The sequence below is a fragment of the Paenibacillus sp. P4_A9 genome (assembly GCF_056402415.1).
In genome coordinates this window covers 231,372-257,528 of the sequence record NZ_JBFUHL010000003.1, presented here as the reverse complement: position 1 = coordinate 257,528, position 26,157 = coordinate 231,372, and the positions used below count along the sequence as shown (strand labels likewise).

At 41.6% G+C, this 26,157-nt stretch carries 27 protein-coding genes; 4 read left to right on the top strand and 23 right to left on the bottom strand.

All coding sequences use genetic code 11. From position 1 onward, the window contains the following. Nucleotides 1-22: 22 nt before the first annotated feature. The 15 genes from AC1DVJ_RS05055 to AC1DVJ_RS04985 form a co-directional block, all read right to left on the bottom strand. The gene (locus tag AC1DVJ_RS05055) at nucleotides 23-1,162 is read right to left on the bottom strand and encodes an exo-beta-N-acetylmuramidase NamZ family protein (protein ID WP_477588861.1); all 1,140 of its coding nucleotides are present in this window, start codon (nucleotides 1,160-1,162) and stop codon (nucleotides 23-25) included. An 84-nt stretch (nucleotides 1,163-1,246) separates the two neighbouring features. Then, nucleotides 1,247-1,951 (bottom strand): PIG-L deacetylase family protein, encoded by a 705-nt coding sequence (locus AC1DVJ_RS05050; protein WP_477588860.1) that lies wholly within the window; start codon nucleotides 1,949-1,951, stop codon nucleotides 1,247-1,249. After that, the gene (locus tag AC1DVJ_RS05045; RefSeq protein ID WP_477588858.1) at nucleotides 1,951-2,919 is read right to left on the bottom strand and encodes a GNAT family N-acetyltransferase; all 969 of its coding nucleotides are present in this window, start codon (nucleotides 2,917-2,919) and stop codon (nucleotides 1,951-1,953) included. Before AC1DVJ_RS05045 ends, AC1DVJ_RS05050 begins: the two co-directional genes overlap by 1 nt. A 28-nt stretch (nucleotides 2,920-2,947) precedes the next feature. Continuing rightward, nucleotides 2,948-3,808 (bottom strand): carbohydrate ABC transporter permease, encoded by an 861-nt coding sequence (locus AC1DVJ_RS05040; protein ID WP_477588856.1) that lies wholly within the window; start codon nucleotides 3,806-3,808, stop codon nucleotides 2,948-2,950. Between the two features lie 17 nt (nucleotides 3,809-3,825). Continuing rightward, complete coding sequence (locus tag AC1DVJ_RS05035) at nucleotides 3,826-4,728, bottom strand: carbohydrate ABC transporter permease (RefSeq protein WP_477588854.1); 903 nt, start codon at nucleotides 4,726-4,728, stop codon at nucleotides 3,826-3,828. A 95-nt stretch (nucleotides 4,729-4,823) separates the two neighbouring features. Continuing rightward, nucleotides 4,824-6,254, bottom strand: a complete 1,431-nt coding sequence (locus tag AC1DVJ_RS05030) for an ABC transporter substrate-binding protein (protein WP_477588852.1) — start codon at nucleotides 6,252-6,254, stop codon at nucleotides 4,824-4,826. 30 nt (nucleotides 6,255-6,284) lie between these two features. Further along, nucleotides 6,285-7,199 carry an N-acetylmuramic acid 6-phosphate etherase gene (murQ, locus tag AC1DVJ_RS05025; RefSeq protein ID WP_477588850.1) on the bottom strand — a complete coding sequence of 305 codons (915 nt, stop codon included), beginning with the start codon at nucleotides 7,197-7,199 and terminating at the stop codon, nucleotides 6,285-6,287. 290 nt (nucleotides 7,200-7,489) lie between these two features. Then, entirely contained in the window at nucleotides 7,490-8,356 is an 867-nt protein-coding gene (locus AC1DVJ_RS05020) for a MurR/RpiR family transcriptional regulator (protein WP_477588848.1), read from the bottom strand. Nucleotides 8,357-8,588: 232 nt separating this feature from the next. Further along, the gene (locus AC1DVJ_RS05015) at nucleotides 8,589-9,335 is read right to left on the bottom strand and encodes a YqjF family protein (RefSeq protein ID WP_477588846.1); all 747 of its coding nucleotides are present in this window, start codon (nucleotides 9,333-9,335) and stop codon (nucleotides 8,589-8,591) included. 415 nt (nucleotides 9,336-9,750) lie between these two features. Beyond that, a complete protein-coding gene (locus tag AC1DVJ_RS05010) occupies nucleotides 9,751-10,110 on the bottom strand; it encodes a c-type cytochrome (protein WP_477588844.1) in 360 nt (119 codons plus the stop codon). Nucleotides 10,111-10,176: 66 nt separating this feature from the next. Then, complete coding sequence (locus AC1DVJ_RS05005; protein WP_477588842.1) at nucleotides 10,177-11,847, bottom strand: b(o/a)3-type cytochrome-c oxidase subunit 1; 1,671 nt, start codon at nucleotides 11,845-11,847, stop codon at nucleotides 10,177-10,179. 29 nt (nucleotides 11,848-11,876) lie between these two features. Continuing rightward, nucleotides 11,877-12,350 (bottom strand): cytochrome c oxidase subunit II, encoded by a 474-nt coding sequence (locus AC1DVJ_RS05000; RefSeq protein WP_477588839.1) that lies wholly within the window; start codon nucleotides 12,348-12,350, stop codon nucleotides 11,877-11,879. A gap of 26 nt (nucleotides 12,351-12,376) precedes the next feature. After that, a complete protein-coding gene (locus tag AC1DVJ_RS04995; protein WP_477588837.1) occupies nucleotides 12,377-12,523 on the bottom strand; it encodes a cytochrome c oxidase subunit 2A in 147 nt (48 codons plus the stop codon). Between the two features lie 138 nt (nucleotides 12,524-12,661). Continuing rightward, the gene (locus AC1DVJ_RS04990) at nucleotides 12,662-13,030 is read right to left on the bottom strand and encodes a globin domain-containing protein (protein ID WP_477588835.1); all 369 of its coding nucleotides are present in this window, start codon (nucleotides 13,028-13,030) and stop codon (nucleotides 12,662-12,664) included. Nucleotides 13,031-13,407: 377 nt separating this feature from the next. Beyond that, complete coding sequence (locus AC1DVJ_RS04985; protein ID WP_477588953.1) at nucleotides 13,408-13,668, bottom strand: CapA family protein; 261 nt, start codon at nucleotides 13,666-13,668, stop codon at nucleotides 13,408-13,410. Nucleotides 13,669-13,756: 88 nt separating this feature from the next. Here AC1DVJ_RS04985 and AC1DVJ_RS04980 point away from each other — a divergent pair, with 88 nt between their 5' ends. After that, nucleotides 13,757-13,912, top strand: coding sequence for a hypothetical protein (locus AC1DVJ_RS04980; RefSeq protein WP_477588833.1), 156 nt, complete (start codon nucleotides 13,757-13,759; stop codon nucleotides 13,910-13,912). Between the two features lie 382 nt (nucleotides 13,913-14,294). Here AC1DVJ_RS04980 and AC1DVJ_RS04975 read toward each other — a convergent pair whose 3' ends face one another. From AC1DVJ_RS04975 to AC1DVJ_RS04965, 3 genes are all read right to left on the bottom strand, one after another. Next, nucleotides 14,295-15,578, bottom strand: coding sequence for a hypothetical protein (locus tag AC1DVJ_RS04975; protein WP_477588831.1), 1,284 nt, complete (start codon nucleotides 15,576-15,578; stop codon nucleotides 14,295-14,297). A gap of 1,059 nt (nucleotides 15,579-16,637) precedes the next feature. Further along, on the bottom strand, nucleotides 16,638-17,366 hold the full coding sequence (locus AC1DVJ_RS04970; protein WP_477588829.1) for a GNAT family N-acetyltransferase: 729 nt from the start codon (nucleotides 17,364-17,366) through the stop codon (nucleotides 16,638-16,640). Nucleotides 17,367-17,631: 265 nt separating this feature from the next. Next, complete coding sequence (locus AC1DVJ_RS04965; RefSeq protein WP_477588952.1) at nucleotides 17,632-18,480, bottom strand: DUF4822 domain-containing protein; 849 nt, start codon at nucleotides 18,478-18,480, stop codon at nucleotides 17,632-17,634. Nucleotides 18,481-18,903: 423 nt separating this feature from the next. Here AC1DVJ_RS04965 and AC1DVJ_RS04960 point away from each other — a divergent pair, with 423 nt between their 5' ends. Then, nucleotides 18,904-19,305: a DUF2243 domain-containing protein gene (locus AC1DVJ_RS04960; protein ID WP_477588827.1), complete on the top strand. Its 402-nt coding sequence runs from the start codon at nucleotides 18,904-18,906 to the stop codon at nucleotides 19,303-19,305. 438 nt (nucleotides 19,306-19,743) lie between these two features. Beyond that, nucleotides 19,744-20,772, top strand: coding sequence for a DUF5667 domain-containing protein (locus AC1DVJ_RS04955; RefSeq protein WP_477588826.1), 1,029 nt, complete (start codon nucleotides 19,744-19,746; stop codon nucleotides 20,770-20,772). Between the two features lie 188 nt (nucleotides 20,773-20,960). Here the strand turns inward: AC1DVJ_RS04955 and AC1DVJ_RS04950 are convergent, their stop codons facing one another. Next, nucleotides 20,961-21,251 carry a DUF4259 domain-containing protein gene (locus AC1DVJ_RS04950; protein ID WP_477588824.1) on the bottom strand — a complete coding sequence of 97 codons (291 nt, stop codon included), beginning with the start codon at nucleotides 21,249-21,251 and terminating at the stop codon, nucleotides 20,961-20,963. A gap of 488 nt (nucleotides 21,252-21,739) precedes the next feature. Between AC1DVJ_RS04950 and AC1DVJ_RS04945 the strand changes: the two genes are divergently transcribed. Next, nucleotides 21,740-21,895, top strand: coding sequence for a hypothetical protein (locus tag AC1DVJ_RS04945; protein WP_477588822.1), 156 nt, complete (start codon nucleotides 21,740-21,742; stop codon nucleotides 21,893-21,895). 553 nt (nucleotides 21,896-22,448) lie between these two features. Here AC1DVJ_RS04945 and AC1DVJ_RS04940 read toward each other — a convergent pair. From AC1DVJ_RS04940 to rarD, 4 genes are all read right to left on the bottom strand, one after another. Next, on the bottom strand, nucleotides 22,449-22,634 hold the full coding sequence (locus tag AC1DVJ_RS04940; RefSeq protein ID WP_171633739.1) for a hypothetical protein: 186 nt from the start codon (nucleotides 22,632-22,634) through the stop codon (nucleotides 22,449-22,451). A gap of 262 nt (nucleotides 22,635-22,896) precedes the next feature. Then, entirely contained in the window at nucleotides 22,897-23,301 is a 405-nt protein-coding gene (locus AC1DVJ_RS04935) for a hypothetical protein (RefSeq protein WP_477588820.1), read from the bottom strand. 891 nt (nucleotides 23,302-24,192) lie between these two features. Then, a complete protein-coding gene (locus AC1DVJ_RS04930) occupies nucleotides 24,193-24,720 on the bottom strand; it encodes a histidine phosphatase family protein (RefSeq protein ID WP_477588818.1) in 528 nt (175 codons plus the stop codon). A 316-nt stretch (nucleotides 24,721-25,036) separates the two neighbouring features. Beyond that, nucleotides 25,037-25,930: an EamA family transporter RarD gene (gene rarD / locus AC1DVJ_RS04925; RefSeq protein WP_477588816.1), complete on the bottom strand. Its 894-nt coding sequence runs from the start codon at nucleotides 25,928-25,930 to the stop codon at nucleotides 25,037-25,039. Nucleotides 25,931-26,157 lie beyond the last annotated feature (227 nt).

Below are 26,157 nucleotides of genomic sequence, written 5' to 3'. Positions count from 1 at the left end.
GAAAGTCACCTCCTGATGCCCTCTAATACAGATGGTATTGCTGCTTTCTTCGAGCAAATTCACGGCTCTCCTCACGGAATTGTTCCAGCATAGCCGGAACGTCAACTTGAGTCTCACGATACAAGCTGTCACCGCCAAGCAAATCAATGAATGGCCTCGAGCCCTCTTTAAAAGGTGGCAAAAATGAAAATTGCTCATAATTTTTCTTTATCGTGAACATCAGATTAACGCCAACATCGATAGGACGAACCGCGCGCTTGTCGAGCACGTGAACTTGCACGCCTGCACATTGTTCTCCCTGAAATTTGGAAAATGACGGCTTAAAATAAACAGGACGGAACACGACGCCAGGCAGCTTCTTCTCATTCATTTCATCCGCTAACTGCTGCGCATCAATGAACGGAGCACCGACGATCTCAAACGGGACTGTCGTTCCTCTGCCTTCTGATAGGTTCGTTCCTTCTATAATACAAGTGCCTGGATACAGCAACGCTGTCTCAAATCGCGGAATGCCAATCGAAGGCATAATCCATGGACGCCCTGTTTCCGGGAACAGAATGTTACGGTCCCAGCCTTCACAGCGTACGACATGAAGCTTGCAATTCCATTGTCTTTCATCGTTCGCCATCACAGCAACTTCTCCTGGCGTCATTCCGTAGCGGACACTGAGCGAGTAGTTGCCGACAAAGGAATCGAAGCCGCTTTTGAGCACATTGCCTTCTACCGTTACCCCATCGAGCGGATTGATGCGATCTAGCACGACAAATTCTTTACCAGCTAACGCACAGTCTTCCAAAGCATAAAGCATCGTATAAAGGAACGTATAATAGCGGGTTCCCACGTCTTGGATGTCGTAAACGATGATATCGACCTCATCCAGCATTTCCTGTGTTAGACGTTTGGAATCCTTACGATACAAGCTGTAGACGGGAACTCCCGTCATCGGATCCAAATACGTGTCGACCAGCGCACCTGCGGCAAGATCCCCGCGAACGCCATGCTCCGGCGAAAACAAGGCCACTAAGTTGAACTTCTCATGAAAGATTTGTATGGTCGATACAAAATCCTTGTTTAATCCAGTAGGTGCTGTAATCAGCCCTACACGTTTACCTTCGAACAAGTGAGCATACCGTTCTATACAATCGATACCGTTTAAGATCATCGCTGCCTCCCCAAACTCGCCTTGATTTTAAAATGACTGCAACAAGCTCTATGTCTCGTTACAGTCATTTGGTATTTTTCAGTTTTATAATTCTGATTGGCGAATTCGCATCGTTTCTTCTGGAACCATGAACGTCTGCGCATATTCTTTTCTCGCTTCAAGTCCGCGTACACGCATCAGATGCTTGTAGTATTCCAAGTATTGAAAAGATTTGCTGCCAGTCACAAACCAATGTGTCGAAACAGCCTTCACCCATAGATCAAACGCCTCTTTAGGGAAATCGACATAGACGTAAGGACGATAGTCGACGGCATCCTCCCAGTTTTCGGCATAATACAATTTCGGAGCAAAGTGAGATGGCTTTTCCCGCTCAAATGAGGATAGCCCTGCGAAAAAGCGCGCATCGTTCACAATGCGGTGAGTCGTCATATGATCCTTATGCATGCTATTTTTAAAATGCGTGATGATCACATTCGGACGTACGTCACGAATTACATCGCACACGCGAAAGCGCATTTCTTCGTTATCTTGCAATTCACCATCCGGAATGTCAAAGACGATGGATTCCCCGCCTAACATTTCGGCAAATGTTCTAGCCTCATTCACTTTTTGAACACGATATTCCTTCATGTCTTGACCGGCAGGAACGCCACGTTCTCCAGCAGTTAAAGCTAAAGTAACAATGCGGTCACCCTTCAGAGAGTGGTGCGCTAGTACGCCGCCTGCCGTTAATTCCGCATCTCCTACGTGACCTCCGATAGCTAGAATGGTCATTTTTGACTCGCTCATTATGCAAACTCCCTTCTCATGACAGCAAAAAGTTTCACAGTTTGAAAACCTGCTCGTTCATAGATACGGATTGCGGGGTTCGATACACCTGTATAGAGCGACATGTAATCGGTCCCAATTTCCCGAAACGCTTCACATAGCTTATTAAATAAAATACTGCCCAAACCATGGCCCTCATGATCAGGAAGCACACCGATGCCCGCAAAATAACCCCGTCCGTTCGCTTGACGAATGACTGGGCCTGCGAAGCCAATGGTCTTGCCTTGATACGCTGCGATGACAACCGGCACACCAGATGCGGTCGCACCACCGATCTCCTTTTGCCACAACGGATTCCCAAAGCCCTCCAGCATGTCTTCCACACCAACGTGTTTAACAGGGTTAAACATCTCGACCGCATAACCCTCTGCACCTGCCTTAGCAGCTTTAGATAAGATTTCCTCCGTCATCTCGAATTCCGATAAATGGAGATACATGGCACATTGCTTCGCACGCTCTATATAGCCATTCTTCAGCAAAAACGCATAAAGCTTGCTTTCCACAGGTACACCAGGAGCATTGTTATGCTCATGGTTGGATGTTCCCGGGATATACCATGGCAATAACATTGGATTGAAAAAGAGGATGTCTGCTTGCTTTTTACCCAACTGTTTAAAGCGGTCTTCCAGAGCAGTTAATAGCATTAAATAATTGGCATCCGTATCAAAGCCACTTGCTAATACGATACAGGTGATATATCCGGCCACATCGCCTAGTGGAAGATCATCACCTGTACATCCACAAGCAAAACCAATGACTTCATCATCTGCCAGTAGAAGGAATGTATTCTCCCTATTGAAGTAAGGATTCTCCACAAAAATCTGATCAAAGCTTTGTTCTGTAAGCTCCTTATAGCCATCCTTCACCGCGGCTTCATTCCATAACGCGATGACGGCGTGACGATAGGAGTCTTCCCAAGTTGCCAGCATGCTGCCGCGACCTCCTTTTGACCAAAGCTTAGCCCTTCACCGCACCTACAGTTACGCCTTCCAAGAAGTATCTTTGTAGGCTAAAGAATAGAACAAACATAGGTAATGCCGAGATTGTTGCCCCTGCCATCATTGGCGCGATCATCGTTGTATTCGCAAATCGGAAGCTCTTGAGGCCGACCTGGATGGTTTGCATATCCATGGAATTGGTCACAAGCAACGGCCAGAAGAACGTATTCCAGCTCTCCATAAACGTCAGAATCGCCATCACGGCCAGAACCGTTTTGGACAAAGGTAGAATGATTTTCCCATATATTTGGAACTGATTGCAGCCTTCGATTTTGGCGCACTCCAGTATCTCGTTCGGTATGCTGCCCATAAATTGCTTGGCGAGAAAAATATTAAATACGGTAACGAAGCCTGGCAAAATTAATGCGCTGTACGTATTTTGTAGTTCAAACACGTTTACCATCAAGATGTATAGCGGCACAAGCGTCACTTGATGAGGAATCATCATGGAACCTAGCAGCAAAGCAAATAGAAAGCCTCTGCCTTTGAACTGAATCTTAGAGAACGCGTAGCCCGCCATGCTGGCAAAAATTACGTTCGAAATCATGACCGTGACCGCTACAATAAGCGAGTTCAGCAGCCAACGAATGGAATGCTCGTTAAAGTCGAAGAAGTATTTGTAGGACGCAAGCGTAAACTTTTTGGGAAATAGGGAGTACTCGATCTCTCCGACCGCAACCGGATCACTGAGCGATGAAATAAACATGAAGTAAATCGGAAATATCGTCGCCAAAGCAAAAAGTAGAAGGGCGATAAAAATGATCCCATTTCTAATCTTTTTTACTTTGGGATTGCCTGCGTGATTGCTATACAATGCCATTTATTATCCTCCCTCTCTTAATACTCGACGTCTTTACCCGCGTATTTAAACTGAATGAATGCAATGACGCCAATAACGAGAGCCAGTAGCAACGATTGTGCTGCTGCTTTACCGAAATCGAATAGCGTGAACGCATTATCAAAAATAAGTAATCCAACCATCGTGGTCGCATGGTTCGGTCCTCCGCCAGTCATCAGGAAGGCATTCTGAAACACCTGGAATGAACCGATGACGCCAGTGACCAATAGAAACAGTGTTGCAGGCCGCAAACAAGGAATGACGATGTGCCACAGCTTTAGGAAGAAACCCGCTCCATCAAGCTCTGCCGCTTCGTAATACGTTTCGTCAATACCAAGCAATCCAGCCAAGTAAATAATAATGCTTGTGCCATGACTCGAAAGCCAGGACATGAGTACCAGTGAGAACATCGCCGTTGCGCTTTGGCCTAGCCAGTTCTGATTCTCAAAACCAAAAAGAGCGATGATATGGTTCATAATACCGCCTTGCATCGGATCGAAAATCCAGAGCCAAACGACTGCCAATGCGACACCTGAAGCTACCATAGGCAAATAGTAAATGCCTTTGAAGAAGGATTGCGTTTTCTTCCTAAGCGGCAAAATCAAAATGGCAAGTACGAAAGAAAGAATCAGGTTAACAGGTACCGTCAAAATTGTATAGACAACCGTGTTCCGCATTGCTTTCCAAAACAACGGATCCGTCAATGAATTCACGTAATTATCGAATCCAATAAACGTGGAACCGAGCGGCCTGTATTTCTGCAAACTAATGATAAAGGCACTTACAACCGGGTACGCATGAAATAACACAAACACGATCAAAGAGACGGCAATAAAGGCATAACCCCAAATGGCATCACTTTGAAACTTCTTTCTTTTTATCGGCTTTGCAATATGGTTCATAATTGTCAAACCCCGTTTCAGAAACTCTCGCTTAAAATAGTTCGGATAGCCGCGCAGCATCTGCTGCACGCCTATCCGAGGGTCATACTGTCATCTTAATCTTTAGCAATTCCGTCTGCGCCGAACTCTTTGATCGCTGCAGCTTTTACAGCTTCATACATAGCTTCAGGCGTAACTTCACCTGCAAGAAGACCTTGGAATTTAGGAACGATCACTTCAGTTTCCAACTTAATTGCTTTTGCAGCCAAGTCTGTCGGAATATCGGTACGGTTTGGTGTTGCATTTTTAAGCATGTTATCTACTGCTGCGACATTGTCAGGGTTTCTATCAATCTTCATGCTCTCAGCAGCTTTTTTAGCGCTTTTCGTAATATGCGCAGCAAACAGATCATTATTCGTTTGAGCTGCAACATTACCGCTAGCCAAGAAGTAAGCCGCTTTCACAACATTTGCTTTATGCTCAGCAGTTGGTTCTTTTTTGCCGCGGAACGTCATGTATCCGTCAACGACTGTATTCGCTGAAGCTTTCGCACCTTGGAACGTCGGGGCAGGCAATACGATGTAATCAACCGGGATGCTGTCTTTCACTGCAGTTGCATCATTTGCTTTAAGTTTGGCATTGTTCGCCTTTGCCGAATTTTCAAATACAGCAAGACCTTTACCTGTGATCATCGTTTGCGCTGTCAAGAACATGTTCCAACGTTTACCCGCATCTACGGAGCTAAGCTCTTTCGGCATGGAACCGTCATCGATTAGTTGACGAAGATCTTTCAGCAAGCCCAAATAGTTTTTGCTTGTGTATGCATATTTCAAATCTTTGTTAAACGCGTAAGGCATACCAGCGTTCTTAGCCATAATACCCAAGTAGTCAACTGCGGCTACGCCTTTTACTGCAAATGTAAAGCCATAGCGCGTTTTACCGTTTTCAGTCACAACGCCTTTTTTGATTGCTTGACGGAATTCATCGTAAGTCCAGCCATTCGTCTGTACTTTTTTCCAATCAATGCCTGCTTTCTCCAAGAACTCTTTGTTACCGCCTAGTGCATGAACTTCCATGTAAGCTGGGAAGCCGTATAAACCTTTTCCGCTTTTCATGTAATCCAATGCCGTTTTATCGTAATCGCCCACCATCTCTGGTGTAGCTGCGTCTGTAACGTCCATCAGCAAGCCTTGCTCCAAATATTTCGGAATCGTCCCTGAACCACCGAAAGCGATGTCCGGAGGGCTGCCTGCATTCACTTGTGTATCCAACTTCTGCTTCATATCTTCCCAGCTAGCTGGTTCGATTTTCAATGTTAGATTCGGATATTGTGCTGTAAAGTCTTTCGACAATTGTTCAAATGTTTTTTGGTAGTTCGGTGAAACAGGTGGAAGCAATGCTGTAATGGTGTCTTTCGCAGTGCTGGCAGCAGGAGCAGTTGTGCCTGCTGGTGTAGTCGTTTCTTTTGTACCGGAAGTACCACCACAAGCTGTTAGAGCCATTGTTAAAGCTACGACAGAAGCTAATACGGGTAATTTACTTTTCATTAAAATAGACCTCCTAATAATTTCAGTTATTTACACAACTTGAACAAAAGTACGTATGGCCCTCTTCAAACTACCCTCACACTGTGTTAGTGCTTCTTCCGCTTCCATTACTTCCATCCCGGTTTTAATCATCATTATGGCAAGTTTGCAGTTCATGGAAGCTTTCTCTAAATGAGTTATGGCTGTGGATTCATCCACCCCAGTCGCTATCCGAATGATGCGAACAGAGCGATCGTACAATTTGATATTACTAGCCTTCATGTCAACCATGAGATTGTTATACGTCTTACCAAGCTTAACCATTGTTCCGGTCGTCAACATGTTAAGAACCAGCTTCTGTGCTGTACCCGCCTTCAGACGAGTAGATCCCATAATCACTTCCGGCCCAACAACTGGCGCGATGCATACATCCGTAACAGGGACTAATTTGGAATTCTTGTTATTCACGACACCAATCGTTGCGGCACCAATTTCTTTCGCTTTCTTTAAGCAAGCTATAACGAATTGCGCACTTCCGCTGGCCGTAACTCCAATTACCGCATCCTTATCTGTCACTCCGCATCGTTCAATGAGGGCGACCCCCTCCTCAGCGTTGTCTTCAAAGCCTTCCACTGCCGTGCGCAATGCGCCATCGCCACCGGCGATATGGCCTTGCACCAACATTGGATCAATGCCAAAGGTTGGAGGACATTCAGAGGCATCAAGCACACCGAGTCTGCCAGAAGAACCAGCTCCTACGTAGAACATCCTGCCACCGTTTTTGAGAACTTGATGCAAAATATCAACCGCTTTCATGATCTGCGGTATTTCGGCTCCGACTGCTGCTGGAACCAACGCATCTTGTTCATTCATCATCTGTAGCATTTGTTCTGTTGAACATTCATCAATTGTCTGTGTCTTCTCGTTAATCTCTTCCGTAGTTAAACCCGATAAATACTCATCCATAGCTGTCCTCCTGCCTGCTGTACTCTTTACCACAATAGAAAGTATAAGTTTTCGGTTCCCGAAAACATCTTTCTATTTGGCGATAAAACCATCATCTAAACGCGGTCGCTCATCTGTGAATGGCCTCGATAGAGGTTTACTCACTGGTCTTATACTAACGAAAAATTTCACCTTGGTCAATACTTTTTGAAATTTTATTTTACTGTAAAATAAAATTCTGATTTTTTATTTCTTAAATTTCGACAAAAAAACGATGCCTTTATGGGACATCGTTAGTTTGTTCGATAAGATTATTTTCTATGCTTACTGCTGGCAATAATATCGTGCGTTTTGGCCAAATACTTCTTCACATGCTTATATTCACTGCTCGCTACCCCTGCAAAAAGAATATCAATCACCGTCAACATCGCGATACGCGAGCCCATAGCTCCACTTCGAATCGTGACCTCTGGTGTCGAAATACTAAGCACGATATTCGCATTATCCGCTAAGGCGCTTTTGTTATACTTGGTAATGGCGATGATCGTAGCGCCGTTCTTCTTAGCGATTTCAAGCGTATCCAGAATTTCAATGGTGCTGCCCGAATTCGATATGAAGATGGCGACATCACCTTTCCCAAGCAGAGTAGCTGCAGTAAGTTGACTGTGTCCGTCCGTATACGTGTGACACATCTTGTTGATTCGTGAGAATTTCTGCTCCGCGTCCATCCCGACTAAGCCGGAAGCACCGATCCCGAAGAATACGATCCGGTTGCATTCAACGAGCACTTTCACCGCGCGGGCAACTTCATTGCGATCAATCACACTGAGGGTATCTTCAATGGATTTGCTATTATTATGTGAGATATTGGAGATGATCGTATTGAGATCATCCCCAGGTTGAATATCCGTATATTGGTCCTTCTGCTCCTCATCCATCGACCCAAGTGACGCCGAGATACTTACGATAAAGTTACGATAGCCCTTATATCCCATCGTTTTGCAGAAGCGAAGAACAGAGGCATCACTCGTTTTGGTAAACTGAGCAAGACTCTTAATCGAGAGATGTGGAATCTCATCCAGATTGTCTAGTATATACTCAGCCACTAGCTTCTCTACGGGAGTGAGGCTGTCTTTCATATCGCGAATTTTGATTAAAATATTATCATTTATTGACATATTGGTTCCCTACTCACCATAGATTATCTTTGCTGAAATCACCTTCATCATACGGATAATTAGTCGAAAACACAAGATGAGGATGTAAAATAATTGTAAAATTATACCACGATAGACCCCTGCTATACTGATTTCTCAGATGCTTGATATCCTCCTAATACGAATAAGGCGACCTTCCTTGCTGAGTAAAGCGACAAGACAGCCATTGAACTTATGGCTGTCTTATCGCTTTTTATGTAACTTTTACTAATGGCCAGATTAAGGTTTTGAGAGTATCAGCGTAATGCAGAAGCGGAGCGGTTGAAGCCGTTATATAGCGGTGAAATTCCGAGTGCATTTCAGTTGTTTCTAATTCCGCCTCCGCTCGTTGAAGAGGCCAAGGCAAATGATGAATTTCACCGCGGTACAGTGTCCCGCTATGTGTTGTATATAAGCAATACCTTTCTGTCAACCATTCATCGATTGAGCCGGCAGATGCCCGATAAACATTCGATGTCGGTGCATAGAAGCCGGCAAATTCAGCATGCGGTGCAAAGCGATTAGTTCGCTTGCTGTTATAGCGCCAGCCTGCTCCTGATCTCTCTATCTGCATTTTCGCCCGATAATAAGGCAAATGAAACACTCCTCTAGCAAGTTGTACTGCCAACGGATTTGTCACATCCATGCTGAAGAAGTAAACTCCCGGCTTTCCATCCCTCACTACGTAAGTGCGTACATTGATTTCTGGAAAAGCGGATAAATAAGGAACAGATGGTAACCATCTTGGGCGTATTCCGCACATATAAAATGGCACGATCCCAATCCATGCGTAGCCGTCATACGTGTCAAGAGGCAAATGCTTCGGCAGATGCTCTTTCATAATGTTCGGCGGTACCGGCCAATGAGCGAAAAGTAGCCTCTCCCATGTTTGAGTCATGATCCAAGGATCGGCAGACAGAGGGTATGGCCTATGTTCGGTATGCTTAAGCAGATCGTGCACTGATTAGGGTCAACTCCTCTTGAATAACTTCTCACTAGTAAATCCATATACAACCCCATTTATGGCTATAGTGTTACCGTATTTTAAATCAATATTATCATCCATTACCCCTTTTCTACATCCAGTAGCAAGCTCCCTCTCTTCCGTTTTCTGTTAGCTTAACATTGAATTGATCATTCGCTCCTTGGGAACTTTCCTAACCCCGTGAGCGGTTAATGCCAAAAATTTCACCTCACTTATGGAACGGTTCACCGTAACAGGTTTAACTGCGAATTATTACATCCTCGGCACAAAATGTTTCTAAGTGCACGTTCGTCATATCAAGTATATTGTCAAAATTTTTAGAGTTGAAAAAGGCACCCGAAAGATCGGGTGCCTTCTTGGTAATGATGTGTATTTGCTAACTAGGGGTTACTTATTTCTTAGCAGAAAGCCACTCAGCCAATACTTTAATTTGATCATCACTAAGCTTTCCTTTGAACGCCATCATGCCGTTTCCGCCGTTCGCGATCTGGGTGTTGATTTGATCCTTGGATTTCGCTGTTCCGACGTGCTGCAAGTTCGTCTTGGCACCCATTTTACCTTCCAGGTCAACGCCATGGCACGAGATGCAATTTGCTTTATAGATCGCTTCTGCATCGGCGTTTGCCGATACGGTTCCTGCGGGAGCTTGCGTCCCTGCGCTAGTTGGGCTAGGAGATGCCGTGTTTTTATTACCCCCGCAACCCGAAAGCACCCAAACAACACTAATAAGCAATATCGCTATTTTTCTCATTTTTGAAAACCTCCTTGCTCTTTGTCATTAGCTTTTACAACGATCTGAACGTTCATTCATTGACTTTTACCACGTTCGGAACCCGGGCGATCCTGGCGACGAATGAGCAATCATAGACCATACAGGAATTGCGTAGGCAATCAATACTAGCACAATTGTAAGCCCGACCCAGACGCTCCACCGTTCATAAATAGCGGGCGGCTTGTGGCCGGTATCCTGTACTTTCCCGATTGGGAAGTCGACATGCTGCTCTGTTTTGGGCGCAAACAACCACAGATAAAGCGCAATAAACAGATACAACATCACGCCTATAAACAGAAGCATGCTCCCTATGCCTATCAATGTACGATACGGAGCCCAAGTTGAGACTACAGGATGATCCATATAAGTCGTGTAAGCAGTTCTTCGCGGTTCCCCTAATAACCCAACGATGTGCATAGGGATGGACATAAATAACATGCCGAGAGCCCATATAATCGTGTGCCAGATGCCTAGACGATTGGCGAACGGCGTAACTTTGCGGCCAGTTAGGGAAGGGAACAGCGTGTAACTGATAGCAAAAAATGTTAGTGCCACTGTCGATGCTACCGTTAAGTGAAAATGACCTGTGATCCATAACGTATTGTGCACCACTTGATCCAATTGGTAGCTGGCGTTGATTACGCCGCCTGCGCCAGCCGGTATGAAAATAACCATTCCGACAAAAGCAGCGAAAAATCGGGCGTCGTGGAAAGGAAGCTTGCGAAAGAAACCAAACAAGCCTTTTGCTCCTTTTTCCTTGCCGGCAATCTCAAAAGTCGCCATCATCGAGAAAGCCGTCATTAATGATGGAATGACGACGAGCATCGTTAGTACGACCTGCAAATACTTCCAAAACGATGAGATTCCAGGCTCCATTAATTGATGGTGAAAGCCGACCGGAATCGAGTAAAGGATAAACAAAATGAACGTCAACCGCGGCAGCGAGTCGCTGAATATTTTACCGCCGATGATCTGCGGTACGTTCACGTACCAGTAAATATAAGCCGGCAAAAGCCAGAAATATACGAGCGGATGGCCAAAATACCAGAATAGTGTCCGACTAAGCTCTACGTTGATACGGTCTGTCCAGCCCAGCGACCATGGGATCAATTGAAATACGACTTCCACAGCCACGCCAACTGTACAAATTAGCCACAGTACCATCGTTGCGACAGCCATGTATGCGAATAATGGGGACGGTTGCCCTCGATTTGCACGCCTCCACCTGCCATATGCCGCAAAAATAGCAAAGCCGCTCAACCAACTGCCGACAACCACCAAAGCCATTCCGATATAAAAGAGCGGATCAGCCTTAAGCGGCGCATAAAACGTGTACAGTACGCTTGCGTCGTTGCTAAGTATTTTTATCGTAGCCAAAATCGTACCTATCACCATCATATAGAAGCCTAGCCAAGCCGTCATGCGCGGTCCGCTCTGCAGGCTACCTCCAAGCGTTCTCGCAACTCCGGAGTAGAGGAACCCAATGATGAAGAATGTGGTGAAGATCAGCGCCATCATCACCCCGTGTACGGTAAGTAGCTGATAATACTCGATCGGCGCTGGCAAATCTATGTACCCTGTCCGCTGCAACCCCTGCAACAAGCCGGCTATAGCCCCGACAAAGATTGCTACAAATGAGACACCCAGATGGGACAGGATAAGCCTGCGATCTTTGGGGTTAAACATAAAACTTTCTTCACTATGTAGATTTTGCATACGTACTCCTCCGATAATAAATGGCGAATTTATTGTACAACCAGTTTCCCCATCATCATGTGATGACCAATTCCGCAGTATTCATGGCACAACATGGCGTAATCGCCGCTATTCTTGAAAGTATAGTCGAATTCGGTGATATGACCTGGAACGACCATAATATTCACATTTGTGTTGGGAATCAGGAGACCATGAACGACGTCAGGGCTTGTGATTTCAAAATGTACTTTAGCTCCCTTGGGAATAACGATCTCCCCCGGCGTAAACGCGAATACTTCGGCAACCATCGTGGCTCTGTATTCGTTAGGTCCGGTCTGCATTAGCGCGGGCTTATCGAAAGGAACCGTGGACTTCACTTTTTCGGCGTCAATCGTATGCATATGTCCCGGCGGATTCAGGCCCAGCGATACCCCCAAAACTCCGAGAATGATAAGAAATACAAAAATAGAACCTGTCCCGATTAACAGCCATAGCCGTTCATAACGAGGCAAATGATCAATCATCTGGCCTTTCCTCCATTCGAATACGTTTATTGTCTAACCCAATACAGCACGAAAATGACCACCCATGAAACAAGGATAAATCCCCCGATCATAAGAACCGAAGCAAAGGTCCCTTTCAGTTGCTCATCCTCGCCTACATCTTTGCGAGCTTCTTCCCGAGAACGATTCGCCATACTAGATGCCTCCTCTGTTATACAATTTCGATACTGTTACAATTTACTAATTCAACTGGTAATATACGGATGTACCGCTAATATCTCGCATAACGGAAAGAGGCCCCATTCGGGACCTCTTAGTTTGCGAGCGAAAAATCATGAATTTTTATTTACAAAAAAGTAGGCCGGACCTTTCAAACGATCTAAAATAATCAAACGCACTTCATTAGAAGGAACAACTTCCTCAAGTGTTCTTTGCATACACTCCAACCAAGCATCTGCCCGTTCCCTAGTAATTGGGAAAGGCGCATGCCGTGCTCTCATCATTGGATTACCATTTTTGTCTGTATATAAGGAAGGCCCGCCAAAAAATTGAGTTAAGAACTGAAACTGCTTTTCAATCAATGGTTGCATGTCCTCTGGAAATATAGGTGCAAGCAAAGGATGTGCCAGAACTTTTGGATAAAACACGTCCACAATCTTTCTTATTGTCATTTCTCCACCGATATAATCATACAGTTCCATACCTGTATTCGCCTCTCTTTCGATTCAACTAGGAACATTATACCCCTCTAGTTTACATGATACCTTCAACCAAAGATGTTATCTAAATCACACTTGCTTGCAAAATTATAAATAGCGGCCCTCTATCCATTCAAGCTTCGACTCTACTTCTTCCATCCCATACATCTTCCACTTACCACTTAAATTATGGAGTGCACATTCACCGCACTAAACTGCCCTTTGTTTGAAAGAACAAAAAAAGAGCTGCCGCAGCAAGCTCCTTCACTATCGTTACTCGTTATTTTAATGACGTACTGCCATCCACGTCAAAAAACTGGGTTTTTGTATAACTTACTTTTTATTATTTTTTTGTTTGGTTTAACATGTTTTGAAATCGTTCACGCTGCTTTGGACTTAATTTCGGAATGATTGTTTGCTGTTATTAAAACATCAAAACCGGCTCTTTTTAGGACTGGAGCCAGTTCAACAGGACATTTGAACAAAGAACCACGTGATTTCCGTCTCACTCCCCCTTTAGTTCCAGCGAAAGTGGTTTCAAGATTTCCTATCGTTAAGTCTGCTTTTTTCAGAATTGGAGCTACCTTTTCTAAAAGTGGGTCGAAAGAGTAAGTCCCGTTAGCTAGTTTAGCATCGGAAATGATGTATCGCCACCTTTGGATAAAGCGCTTGGATAAAATTCCTAATTCTGTGTAAACTATCTTCGATAAATTATGGAGGTGTTCAAGCTTGGCTGATAAAGGGAAAAATGACGATGAAAACGATTTTTATGAAGGTATGGCGGAAAAAGCCGACTTTATTCATGATCGACTAGGTGTTGAAGGACCTATCGGGTTAAACAATACTGTCGAAGAATATATGAAGGATGATGAGGAGAAGAGGTAATCTTCCCTTTAGGTTATAGCATTACAACATTTTTGTGCAAATCTGTAACCTAAGCATAAAGTTATTCAAACTTAAGGTTTATATATCTACAGTAAAAGCCACTTCTAAATTGGAGTGGCTTTTAAGCAAACTTTTATTTTATTGAACTCGTTAATTCAAGCTATTTTCGTACATTTGTATAAAACACAGCAAAAAAGAACGCTGCAATAGCGTCCTTTTCCATCGGAGAAACCGTAATTCGGAATTACGATTTTGCCTATAATACCCACCATTTTTTTAATATATCACATATAAAAACAAAATAATCTAAAGCGGACTTAATCTTTTCAAGCTGTTCAAAGCTCCTTCACTATCGTTTTCCTTTAGCTTAACAAGCCCTTCACTATATTTCTAAACGGATTAGTTCTATCTCCTTGCTAGTGCTACAGATAAGTACGCAAGGAAATACATACGGAGCGTAAGAACCCGTGCCTCCAAGGACTATCTTATAGTATTGTTCCTCTCCATTCTGGACTATATTACTACCCGATATTTTTATTTCTAGGACCTCAATTGCTGTTTTGGGTAATAATAATGCCTTAACTCTTTTACCTTCTTTCTCAATTAAACAGCCTTCTTCTATATGGGCAACAAACTTGGTTTCATCTTCACGAAAGTCTTCTGGGTTTATAAGATAAATTTCCGCGATTCTACCATCCCTCTTATAAAAATAATCACCATGTCTTTTCATGAAGATTTTCCCTATTATCTTAAAAAATCTAAACGTTTTACCATGAAAGGTACCATAAGCGAAAAGCAATATAGCAATTCCAATCACCATCAGATTCTTTAACGGTTCGTCCTTAATATACATAATGTAATCTAATGAAATATCATTAAGATTCCTTAAGTTATATGGGATTTTAGCCGTCAAAAAAATACTTGTAATCATAGCAATAAATATTTGCGACGCACACAATAGCCCAACCATATACCTTATCGGCCATACATTGATTTCCTCGCGAGAATTCTTGTTGTAGATATAAATAATTCCCATTTGTCCGAAAATCGGAATCAATAAGAAGTTGATTTTTAACAAGTAAATCGAAATTCCATAAACAATTCCTAAAACTAGAACTAGAAGAGATATTTTAAGTAGCACTATTAGCCAGTTTGTTTTTCTCTGTTCCTCTATTCCTTGACTATCCTTATTGATAAATTCAAGGTCACAAGGCTGCATGTTCATTTGTGACCTAATCGTTGAATACAACGTTTCAATATCGACGCTCGCAAATAAAGAAATAGGAATTCTGATTGAGAACATCCCTCCGTACATATTGTTTAATTCAGTCCAAAAGGATTGCTTACTTTTCCTTATCTTGTCTTTAAGAATTAGTCCAATAAAAGTATTATGACTTTGGGTAAACACCTGGACGTCATAGATTTCATTCCAATGAGCCTTCTTAGTCCCAAATGCAGCTGTAAACTCGATAAAATCCTGAGTTATCTTTAGGGATTGTCGCCGAAGGATACCTGCAAACACCCATGCGTATAGAAAAATAGATACTAATATAGTACAGAGCAACTTGAAGGCTATTTCTATATAACTTCCATCAGTTGGGAGAAATAGGAATGCTCCGAATATCCCAATTAAGAAGATGAAGAGTAGATGCATAGACCACTTCATTTTTGACCGTTGTTCAAACGGTAAGGCATAACTTCCATTCACCGGTTGTAATCTCAATTGTTTCCCTCTAATCTTTCTAATTATTCTTAAATTGATTTGAATTCGCTGTAAACAAAATATTATCAACAAGTTCTAACGTACCATAAAACCAATATCTAAAATACAAACAAATTGTTCCTCTAATCTGCACGAGAGCTTAAAGTACGCGTATTATCTTTTAGGTTATTTATAATAAATTCATTTTCTTAAGAACGGAGTATTATATTGAAAAAGAAAGTTATTCTTGCTTGTTTCAGGGACGGACGTCCCAGGGTATAGTGGTGAATTGATACTTACCAACAAAATCCCAATAAAAATCAACTAAACTTTAAACAAAAGTAGGGTCATTTCATCGTTAATATCTATTACGTTAACCTGTACTTCAATGGACGACGGCAGCCGATTCGTTTGCCAGCTGCCCCAAGACACATCCTTTTGGTTGCGTGCGGAAAGATCAGGCACTGGAACTTCAGGACGTATTTAAACAGTAACACTCCTCACCAAAAAATAAAAAGTCATAATTCGACACCGAATTTCGAGTAACTTTTCATCGCCTCCATGATATCCTTACGAAGTTGTGTTTTTTCATAGGGCAACTAGAAAACTTCTTAGGAGATGATATTAATTGAGCATCAGTATTTTGTTTAATAAGAAATCCATCTTAGTAAATTTCATTGGTACAGACCGCAAGTTGCTTCCCTCATTACTGAAAGCACTAAGTCATAACAGATTGACAATGATCAATTTCATTAAATCTATCGATCGAGTCGATTTATTTACTTCAGAAGCGATTATTTATTCAACTTGTGGCAACAAAGCAAGTGTACCTATTCTTTAAACGATCTGCTCAAGACCTCCGTCTTCAGCATTTACATATCTTGGATGACATCACGTAACGATTCACTTAAGACCCCCATGTGATCTGAGGGGCTTTTTTTGTTGCTATATAAAAGTAAGACAAGAGTAAGACAGAAGTAAGACATTAAAAGTATTGATTACCCCAAAAGAAAACTCCAAGAATTACTCCAGAATCCTTATAGCCAAAGTACAAGCTAATTTTTCAAATCCCAGCGATTTAGCAATAGCTACTGACGAACTATTGGACATTAAAGTTTGATAATGCATCGTGAAACCATCTTCTAACCCTTTCCTAGTTAAAGCACTTACAACTGCTTTGGCGTGACCTTTACCTCGATAATCTGGGTGACTTAAAATACCTACGCTAAGAAAACCAGATTCCTCTACTCTCCAAGAACCTGCTGCTACAATTCTTTCATCAGATATCCTTGCTAATATTGGTTGTCTATTGATTTCTATGGAGCTATGCTCCCACTCTGTTTCAGAGCAAGATTTACGTAAATCATTAAGTAGAGATAGTTGATTTGAAGTTACAAGTTCTACAACTTCAAGGGAAGATGCTTCAAGAAATGAAGCCCTATCAATGTATCCCTGAAATGCAGGACCAATAACCTTGTATTTACCTATATCAATTGACTTTACAAGAAAATTCGCATCAAAAGTTTCCATTGGATGTCTACCACTGATGGCCCTTTTTATATATGAGGTATACTTAGTGGGAGACGATATAATGCTTGTCGTTCCATTAAAAAAGCAATAAATACCATTATATCCTTTCAAAGTCTTGGAGTGTTCACGAACTATGACGTTCGGATTAGTCATTGATGAAATATCACAATCAAATCGCTCTGCCCAATCCTTATATACTTTAAATCTGGTTTCTTCATCCAATTAACACCCCCCCCTTGGTTGAACAACGAAATAGATGGTCGCGGCCGCAAACCCATCTTGAGGTAAAGCACCCGTTATTTATACATACGCAATGAGGTGTTCATGATTGCACAATTAAGCAAATCTGCCCGTTAACACACTAAAAAGCCCGCTGAATTTCAACGGGCTTTCAACCTCCAACTTTATTCATAATCACAATAGAGTCCTCTTATGGAGTTAAATTTCAGTTTGTACGCCAATTCCACTGTCAGTTCAATAATATTATTTAGTGACTAAATTTTAGCTTGAAAGGACCTTTATAAGGTACATGCTCAACGGTGATGAAAATTTCATTTCCATCCTTATCTTTACCTTTTCTTTTATACGTGAATTTATTATTGTTCAGTTCTGTAAGCTCAAGAACTGCACCGTACTTCATTCCTTCTGATATATGAGCTCTTAGCTTATTTCCATGAACTACATCGTAATATCCATAGTCTCCACGGCTTTGTCCTGTTTTCGCATCGAAAAATTCATATTTATTTGTTTTTAAGTCATATTTAGCTAGACCTAAGAAATTCGCATTATAGCTTGAGACATCATTTCCTTTTTCATCTAATGCTACTGTTCCTTGCCATAAGGTATTAGATAAAATTTGATCACCATCAACTTCTGTTACTACTTTACCTGTGTAGGTTTGCAGTGTCTTATCTGGAGTAGAAAAGGCAAGTTCGGTTTTAGTATACGGTATGTGATCCACGAAGACTTCGATGTCATTGCCATTAGCATCTTTACCCATTCTTTTATAGGTGAACATATCTTTTGTCAGTTTGGTTATTTCAACAATAACCTGGTACCCCTTCGATTCGGAGATTATTCCTCTTAGCTTCCCATCATTTGTGATGAAAAAGGTTCCATAGTCTCCACGGCTTAGTTTTGTTTCTTTATCGAAAAATTCGTATCTGGCTGTTTTATCATCATATTTCGCAAGTCCGATAAAATTTGCATTTTCCTTCGTTAAGTCATTTTTATTCTTATCATAAACTTTAGTCCCTTGCCAATTGGTGCTGCCAAGAATCTTTGTCATTTCCTGCCCTGTGGTTAATTTTAACTCCGGTTCATTAGCATTTGACATTAATGGGAAAGTGAAAATTAGAGCCACACTTGCAATACATAATAATAACATTAGTTTCCTCATGTTTACTCCTCCATATATTTTACTTTTTGGAAAAACCATGTATATCATTCTCCAATTCCTTCCGAATATACATTAATTATTTTTACATTATGGAGCGGAGACCCGTAAGCTAACATGCCCAATGTATACCAATAAAATAACCCGTATGTTCCATACGATTCTACCCTTTAGTTGAACAGGTGCTAGTTCTTCGACAGCCTGTCTTCGTTGTACTATCGTCCCCCGTTATTTCAAGATAGAAGTAATTGCCTCGTTGAACTGCCTTTCTGCTGTTTCTTTAGGAAAGAATTTTCGCTAGAATTATAATAGTTAGACTTAAAAAATCAGTACTATCATGATGTATCAAATGGAGGTGTTTACGTGAAATTTATTGGTGCTTTCGTTGCTTTTTTTGTAACCGACTTTTTCTTCCATATTATCGAAGCTTTTGCAGCAGGGCTAAAAGCCGATACTTGCGTAGAACGGATCGGCGCAGTTGTATGTGGTATCATTGTACTTATGATTCTAATGGCATTATTTCAAAGATACTTTTCAAGGAGTTTTTTTTATGGGTTTACGGTAGCAACAGGTTTATTCCTAAGTTTTGATATTGTAGTATTCCATTGGATATTTCAACTTCATCGAATTACAAATGGTCCTGAAGCAAATTGGTTAGAACCAGTCTTTGTTGTTACGGGTATCATTTTTGTTCTTTACGGAATTAAGAAGGAGCGATCGATGAATCGCACTGATGAATCAAGAGACGTAAGCCTGCCTTTATAGAGTATGTTCAAGAATGATTGAACTAAGCTGCCCGTTACTTGAAAAAAGGCAACCAATCCACCTGGGCTGGCTGCCTTTTCATGTTGTTATTGAATTATCGTTTCTCGTTAGCGGAACAATCCCTTAAGAAAATTCATGAAATTATTTTCCAGTTCACTTTACTTTGAGGGAGAATCATCCTGCCATAAGACTCGTTGCCATTACACATGACGCGATAACCATCCATCTTTTTTTCACCTTTTATTCCTCCTCTTTAGTAACACTATGTATATTCGGTATTTCTTTCGGATTTTGTGAGGATATACGATTGAATTTGAAAAAGAAATCCATATACTGAGCGATCCCGCTTCTTAAATCTACATGCCCCCTGAAAATAGTCATAGGTCTCGTATACCTTAGTATCGGCCGACAGATTACATACAAAAGGTGGTAATACGCATGAAAGTAAAGTTCACAAAGGAACCAAAAAGTTACAGCCTTCTAACCAAAAGCGCTATGCTCAGCATACTCGTTTTTAGCGTAGGCACAAGCAGTGTATTGGCTTCAGAGATTCCAACACCAACACCGTCTTCTACTCCTGCATCCGTAAACGTCACCCAGAATACAGCTGAGACGACAGGTCTATTGCCTGGAGACTTCTTCTACTTTGTAAAAACAATGTACGAAAATATTCGATTAGCCCTAACTGTCAATGACGTAAAGGAGGCAAGACTGCTTGCAGCATACGCCCAAGAACGACTTGCGGAAGCGAACACCTTATTGGCTAAGGGAAAAACGAATGAGGCGAGTCTATCTCTTCAGAAGTCGCTAGAAACTCAACAAAATGCTATCCAAAAAACAGAACAGGCTTCCGGTTTGTCGACAACCGAAAAGTCTGCACTCGCTGCATCTGCGACACCTACGGTAGATACGGAAGCAAAGACTTCAACAACAGAGCTAACTGAAACCGAAGATGTGAACGATACTGAAAAGGAAGTAAAACACCCCGAACAGGTACTGAAGGTAAAAACCAATTTACAGCACAACATTCTAGCTTTGGCTTCAGCATTGGAAAAGGTGGGAAATCCGAAAGCCCAGTCGGCTCTAATGAAAAATATAGAAAAATCGTTTGACCACTTAGATAAAAAGCTGTCCAAAATCGAAAAGAAAACTCAACAGGGACAGACAAATGAGGATGTAACAGCTAAAGCAGAGCAGCAATCGATTGATTCGATTGTTCCATCAGCAGTTCCGTCATCGGTTCCATCACCAGTAATATCACAAGTTAGAAACGAGTCTGTCTCTATCCAAGAAAAACAAGACGACTCCGTAGAGGAAAAAGCAGATCATACAAAAAAAGATAAAGACAACCAGGAAAAAAATAGATCCCATCAAGAAAAAGAAAAAAAGAACAATAGTCAACATGGCGGCAGCGAGAAAGAGAACGGCAAAGGGAACGATAAAAATAAGGGAAATAAACAAGAATAATAACTGATACTTATTCCTCGCGAATCAAATGCAAAAAACAGCGTATAACTTATCCAAAGTTATACGCTGTTTTTACTTTTATGTAAATTTTATGTGTCCCTTTAATCATTAGCCCTTCAATCCAGTCGTTGCGATTCCTTCCTTGATTAACCTCAGGAATGCAATTCACTGCATCATAAGTACTCCCCTTAAATAATAATTCTACTTTGCAATTCCTTTATTGTGGTTACCCAGGTCCCGTAATCTTCTGTTTCCTCCCATAATTCTTTGAGTTCAGATTCCGCAAGTATCTTTTCTAAAGCTTTGTGGGATTTCTCTAATAGGTTTGTCCCCTGCCCTTTATGTTGTAATATCCATTCTTGAAGTTCATCTTCATTTATTTCTTTTCCTGGTCTATTTTGTAACGCTGCTAGTATTTCTACTGCTCCTATGGCAATACATGCTACATCTGCATCTAAGTAATTGTCTTCTAAGACCATTTCAATAGATCCCGAAAGTAAATTAATATCTTGAGCTTCTAAAAGTCAATTATCCAATCTTGTACTGTATCATTTTCCTTGAAAATATTTTAATGTAAAGTAAGAGTAGCCACAACTCCTGCATGGTCAGAAGGCCATAGTGCCGTTGGTGTACGATCCTCTTGCTCTTCTCCTACAACGTCCACTTTTTAACTTTGAAATCGCCTCGAAAGAGAATTAAATCTATTCTAACAAATAGTTGCGAGATCAAATTTAATACATCAGCATCCTGGCAACATGTAAATCCATCGCCTTTTCCTGCGATTTCCCATGTATCTGTAAATCCACCCTCACTAATCAATTTGTTGTAAGTTGGACCACTGCCGGTTAGATTATCAAAGATTCTCATTGCTACACATTCATGCCGTAGCCACCTTTGGATAAATCGCTTGGATAAAATTCCTAATTCTGTGTAAACTATCTTCGATAAATTATGGAGGTGTTCATGCTTGGCTGATAAAGGGAAAAATGACGATGAAAACGATTTTTATGAAGGTATGGCGGAAAAAGCCGACTTTATTCATGATCGACTAGGTGTTGAAGGACCTATCGGGTTAAACAATACTGTCGAAGAATATATGCAGGATGATGAGGAGAAGAGGTAATCTTCCCTTCATTTTATCCTTCAATGCTTCGATTCAACTGAAACTTACCGTTATGCCGCCTTCCCATCCTTCGTGCCCAAATGGCCGGAGACTACCACCAGGCAGTTGCTCGCACCATCGGTACACCCGGCATGTTTGGTTTTAGCATTACAGCATTTTTGTGCCAAATCTGTAACCTAAGCATAAAGTTATTCAAACTTAAGGTTAATATATCTACAGCAAAAGCCACTTCTAAATTGGAGTGGCTTTTAAGCAAACTTCTATTTTATTGAACTCGTTAATTCAAGCTATTTTCGTACATATGTATAAAACACAGCAAAAAAGAACGCTGCAATAGCGTCCTTTTCCTTCGGAGAAACCGTAATTCGGAATTACGATTCTGCCTATAATACCCACCTTTTTTTTAATATATCACATATAAAAACAAAATAATCTAAAGCGGACTTAATCTTTTCAAGCTGTTCAAAACTCCTTCACTATCGTTCCTCGTTAGCTCAACGAGGGGACATATCCCGAACACCCTTGGCGAAATGCCGAGCGCGCGGTGCAAATCCTATTTCGGACTTCTTCGGTTTCTGGAAAAGACCACGAGCGCGGCGATCACCATCGCACCGAAACCCATGGTTTTGGCTGACTCGGATTCCATTCCCAGCAACATGCAAAGATTGGTAACCAAGCTTTTCGTTAGGAGTGCAACCACAATCAGCATGATCGGACGAATAATATTGTATTTTTTCATATGTGCCACCCTTTCTTATGTGTCTGCTAATTTAATTCTTTGCTTCCATTATTTAGCTTGTACATTTCCATTTGACCCTTTATTAAACAAACCTGCCCATTTCTATTATAAACAAAAGAGGAGTTGCCGAGAAGCAAGCCCCTCAACTATCGTTTCCAGTTAGCTTAACTGCACTTACCGTAACCGTCTCCATTCTTTAGGAACATGTAGCCATATAGCGGGTACAAAACATGGGCTAATCCGTTCATCTTCCTTAAACTGATTAGTGTAGACTAGTATAGATTTCATTTATTGAGTTTATTTCAGCAGGTGATACATTTCCCTGTTCTAATTTTTCGTATATACCATCAGGTAAATCAGAACTTTCATAATCTACACCCATTTCACTAAACCAGCCATCAAAATGAATGCTTTGGGGACCTCCCATTCCATGAGGACATTCATAAAGATTCCTATTCTCATCTGTACAATGGCACCACCATGTTACACCATTAATTGCTATTCCGACTTGTGTGAGTTCTAAAACCAAATTTCTAATATATCTAGAGTCAGTTATTATGTCGATATAACCATGTCCGACAGGTTGTGCTTTATTTCTTTCAAGTATATCTTCAATTTGTTTCTGTTTGCCTTCTTGATTTAACCTTAAAGACCCCAGATAATTCATGGTTTGCACTTCCTGACTCATAGATTTATATTTGTATTTATTCGATTACTCATTCAAGTATCCTGCCCGTTACTTCAATGAACAACGGCAGCCGATCGTGTGCCAGCTGCCGTTGTCTCTTGTGAAGCTATCGTACTCCGTTAGATTGTAACCGTCCTTTGCATTAATACCTTTTTTTTACACGCCCTGCTCCTAGGCATACATCCAACCCAATCTTTGACTCTGGGCATAAACTGGTTATAAATCTAATTTCAACAAGGAGTGAACCTCGAATAATGGGATATATGCAACAATTGCCTCCCTATGCCCCGAGTACATTCGGTCTTCAACATTGTTTATATCGTTTCACTTATATGTGGCTTAGAAACGGAGACAATTTCTGGTTTTTTTTGACGACTGTCGGGGAATCAAGAGCCTATGGCTTTAGGTTTTTCGGCGGAAGATGGAATCAATATTCGATTGCATTAAGAGATATTGTTTCCTTCAATTGTTCTCCGATTCCAACTCTATATTAAACCACTGTGCCCTACCTTCGAATTCGTATCGTTCAGTCTTAATTTAATTCAATGTAACAGGGAGCAGCACCCCGATGGCCTGCTCCCTGTTCTGGTTGAACTATCGTTCGCCGTTAGCTTAGCTTCCAAAATGTTAAGATTTATTCTTTAAAATTAAAAAGCCAAGTACATTGCCTTGATTAGCACTACAGAATATTTTTATACGATCATAGAAAGTATCAGTTTTTAAAATCTCAAGATCTAGACGATTAAGTTCTTGATAATCAAATGTGCAGTTATTCGAGTCAAAATCCTCAAAAGGCTCTTTCCTTTAAAATATCCGTCTTCAACCACTCCCACCGGCATTGTACTATCGTTCTGCGTCCTCGACGTTCTCCTATTTGTGATACTCCAAGATTGAAGCATGTGGAATTTCGCCTATCTCTCCTACCAGGGTACGAAAAGCCATCCCGTGTCCAGTAATTATCACCTTTTGGTATTCAGTATATTTGTCAATTACTTTCTCTATACGTTGTTTCAGTAGTTCCTTAGACTCCCAAGATTTTGTTAACCCAGGAGGATAGACTCCAAGATTATTATCGTAGTCATCACCAAGTTCTTTAAGCCTCTCCATTGAATCATATTCAAAAGTTAAGTCGGGTTGCCATTCCCTTAGATCGAACTCAACCAATATTTCTAAACCAAGTTCCTTTGATAATATAGCGGCTGTTTGAAGAGCTCTTGGGTAAGGAGAAGAGACAATAATATCAACTTCTTTTAAACGCACATCTTTTGATATCAAATAGACTTGGTTAACTCCTTTATTCGTAAGAGGCACAAGATCCCGACCATGCCCCTTTAATTTGTACTGTTCATTTATGTCCCATTGAGGTTCACCGTGGCGAATAAGATAAAATTGCGTCATTACAATCCCCCAAATCCCAATTAATGTATTGAACTATTCGCTATTGTACTATGTAATCCTGCCCGTCCCTCGGTTGAATGATATCAACAACTAAGTTTAATCAGAGCTAACAAACAAAAATCCCCCAACCGTAAAGGTTGAGGGATTTTTGTTATGTACCGAATTAAGGTGGATCTACGCTTACTGGAGGTGACTAGTTACCTTCTTCACCGTTATCTTCAGAACCTTCGTCTTCGTTTTGATACACGATTTTCTCATCCAGCAACATGCGTGATTCACCTCCTTGGATATGTCGAATCCTGACACCCACACTACCTCACGTAAGCGAAACTTCCTCTTTGTCCACGCGTGCTAGCTTCATCGTCGCCAGCGCATACACCACAAGCGCACTCCAAATGAAAGCAAAGCTTATCATCAACACCGGTGAGAACTTCTCTTTAAACACAAACACGCTAAGAAGCAAAGTGATCGACGGGCCGATATACTGAATGAAGCCCAGCATTGACAGCGGCAGTTGCGCAGCAGCTTTGGCAAACCATAATAGTGGCAACGCGGTCGCTGCACCTGCAAGCAGCAGTAGGATCAAGATTAACGGCGGCAGTGTCCACGCAGCATCCTGATGCGTAGTAAATAAGTAGATGATATAGGCTAACGCGATAGGGAAAACAAAGGCCGTTTCCCCCGCGAGTCCGATCGAGGCATCGTAGGAGACTCTTTTTTTCACTAGGCTATATAAGCCAAAGGTACATGCTAACGTGAGCGACACCCACGGAAATCTGCCATAATCCACAGTTGCGATTAGTACACCAATTCCGGCTACGGCAACAGCCAGCCATTGCGCACTTGTCGGTTTCTCACGCAGGAACAGCACAGCCAGCATAATATTGAAGAGTGGCGTAATGTAATACCCGAGACTTGTCTCGATGACATGCCCATTATTAACGGCCCAAATAAAAATGAGCCAATTGGTACTAATCAGTAGGCTGCTTGCCCCTACAAGAAGGAGGGTTTTTCGATTGGTTAGAAGGCTGCGTAATTGCTGCCACCGACCTTTGCCTGCGGCAATCAGAATAACCATAAATACGAATGACCAAATCACGCGGTGCGACAATATTTCACCAGCCATTAACGACCCGAAAAGCTTCCAATAAACAGGCAGCAAGCCCCAAGCAATATAAGCAATAATGGCATATCCAAGCCCTTTTTTCATTATAAAATCCTACCTTCACATACAAGTAACACAATTCTATGCAACATAAAATTTGTCCGATGGTTAATTACATTGCTCCATTGTAATGTAGTGTAGGGCTTTTGAACAATATTATTTCTAAATTGGGGTTCGAAAATGTTAGTTCGATAGTCTTTTGTCCGACACCACTTTGGTTTTTCTTACATATTTTGTATTAACCTTTAATTCTTGAAGTTATGTAATATCCT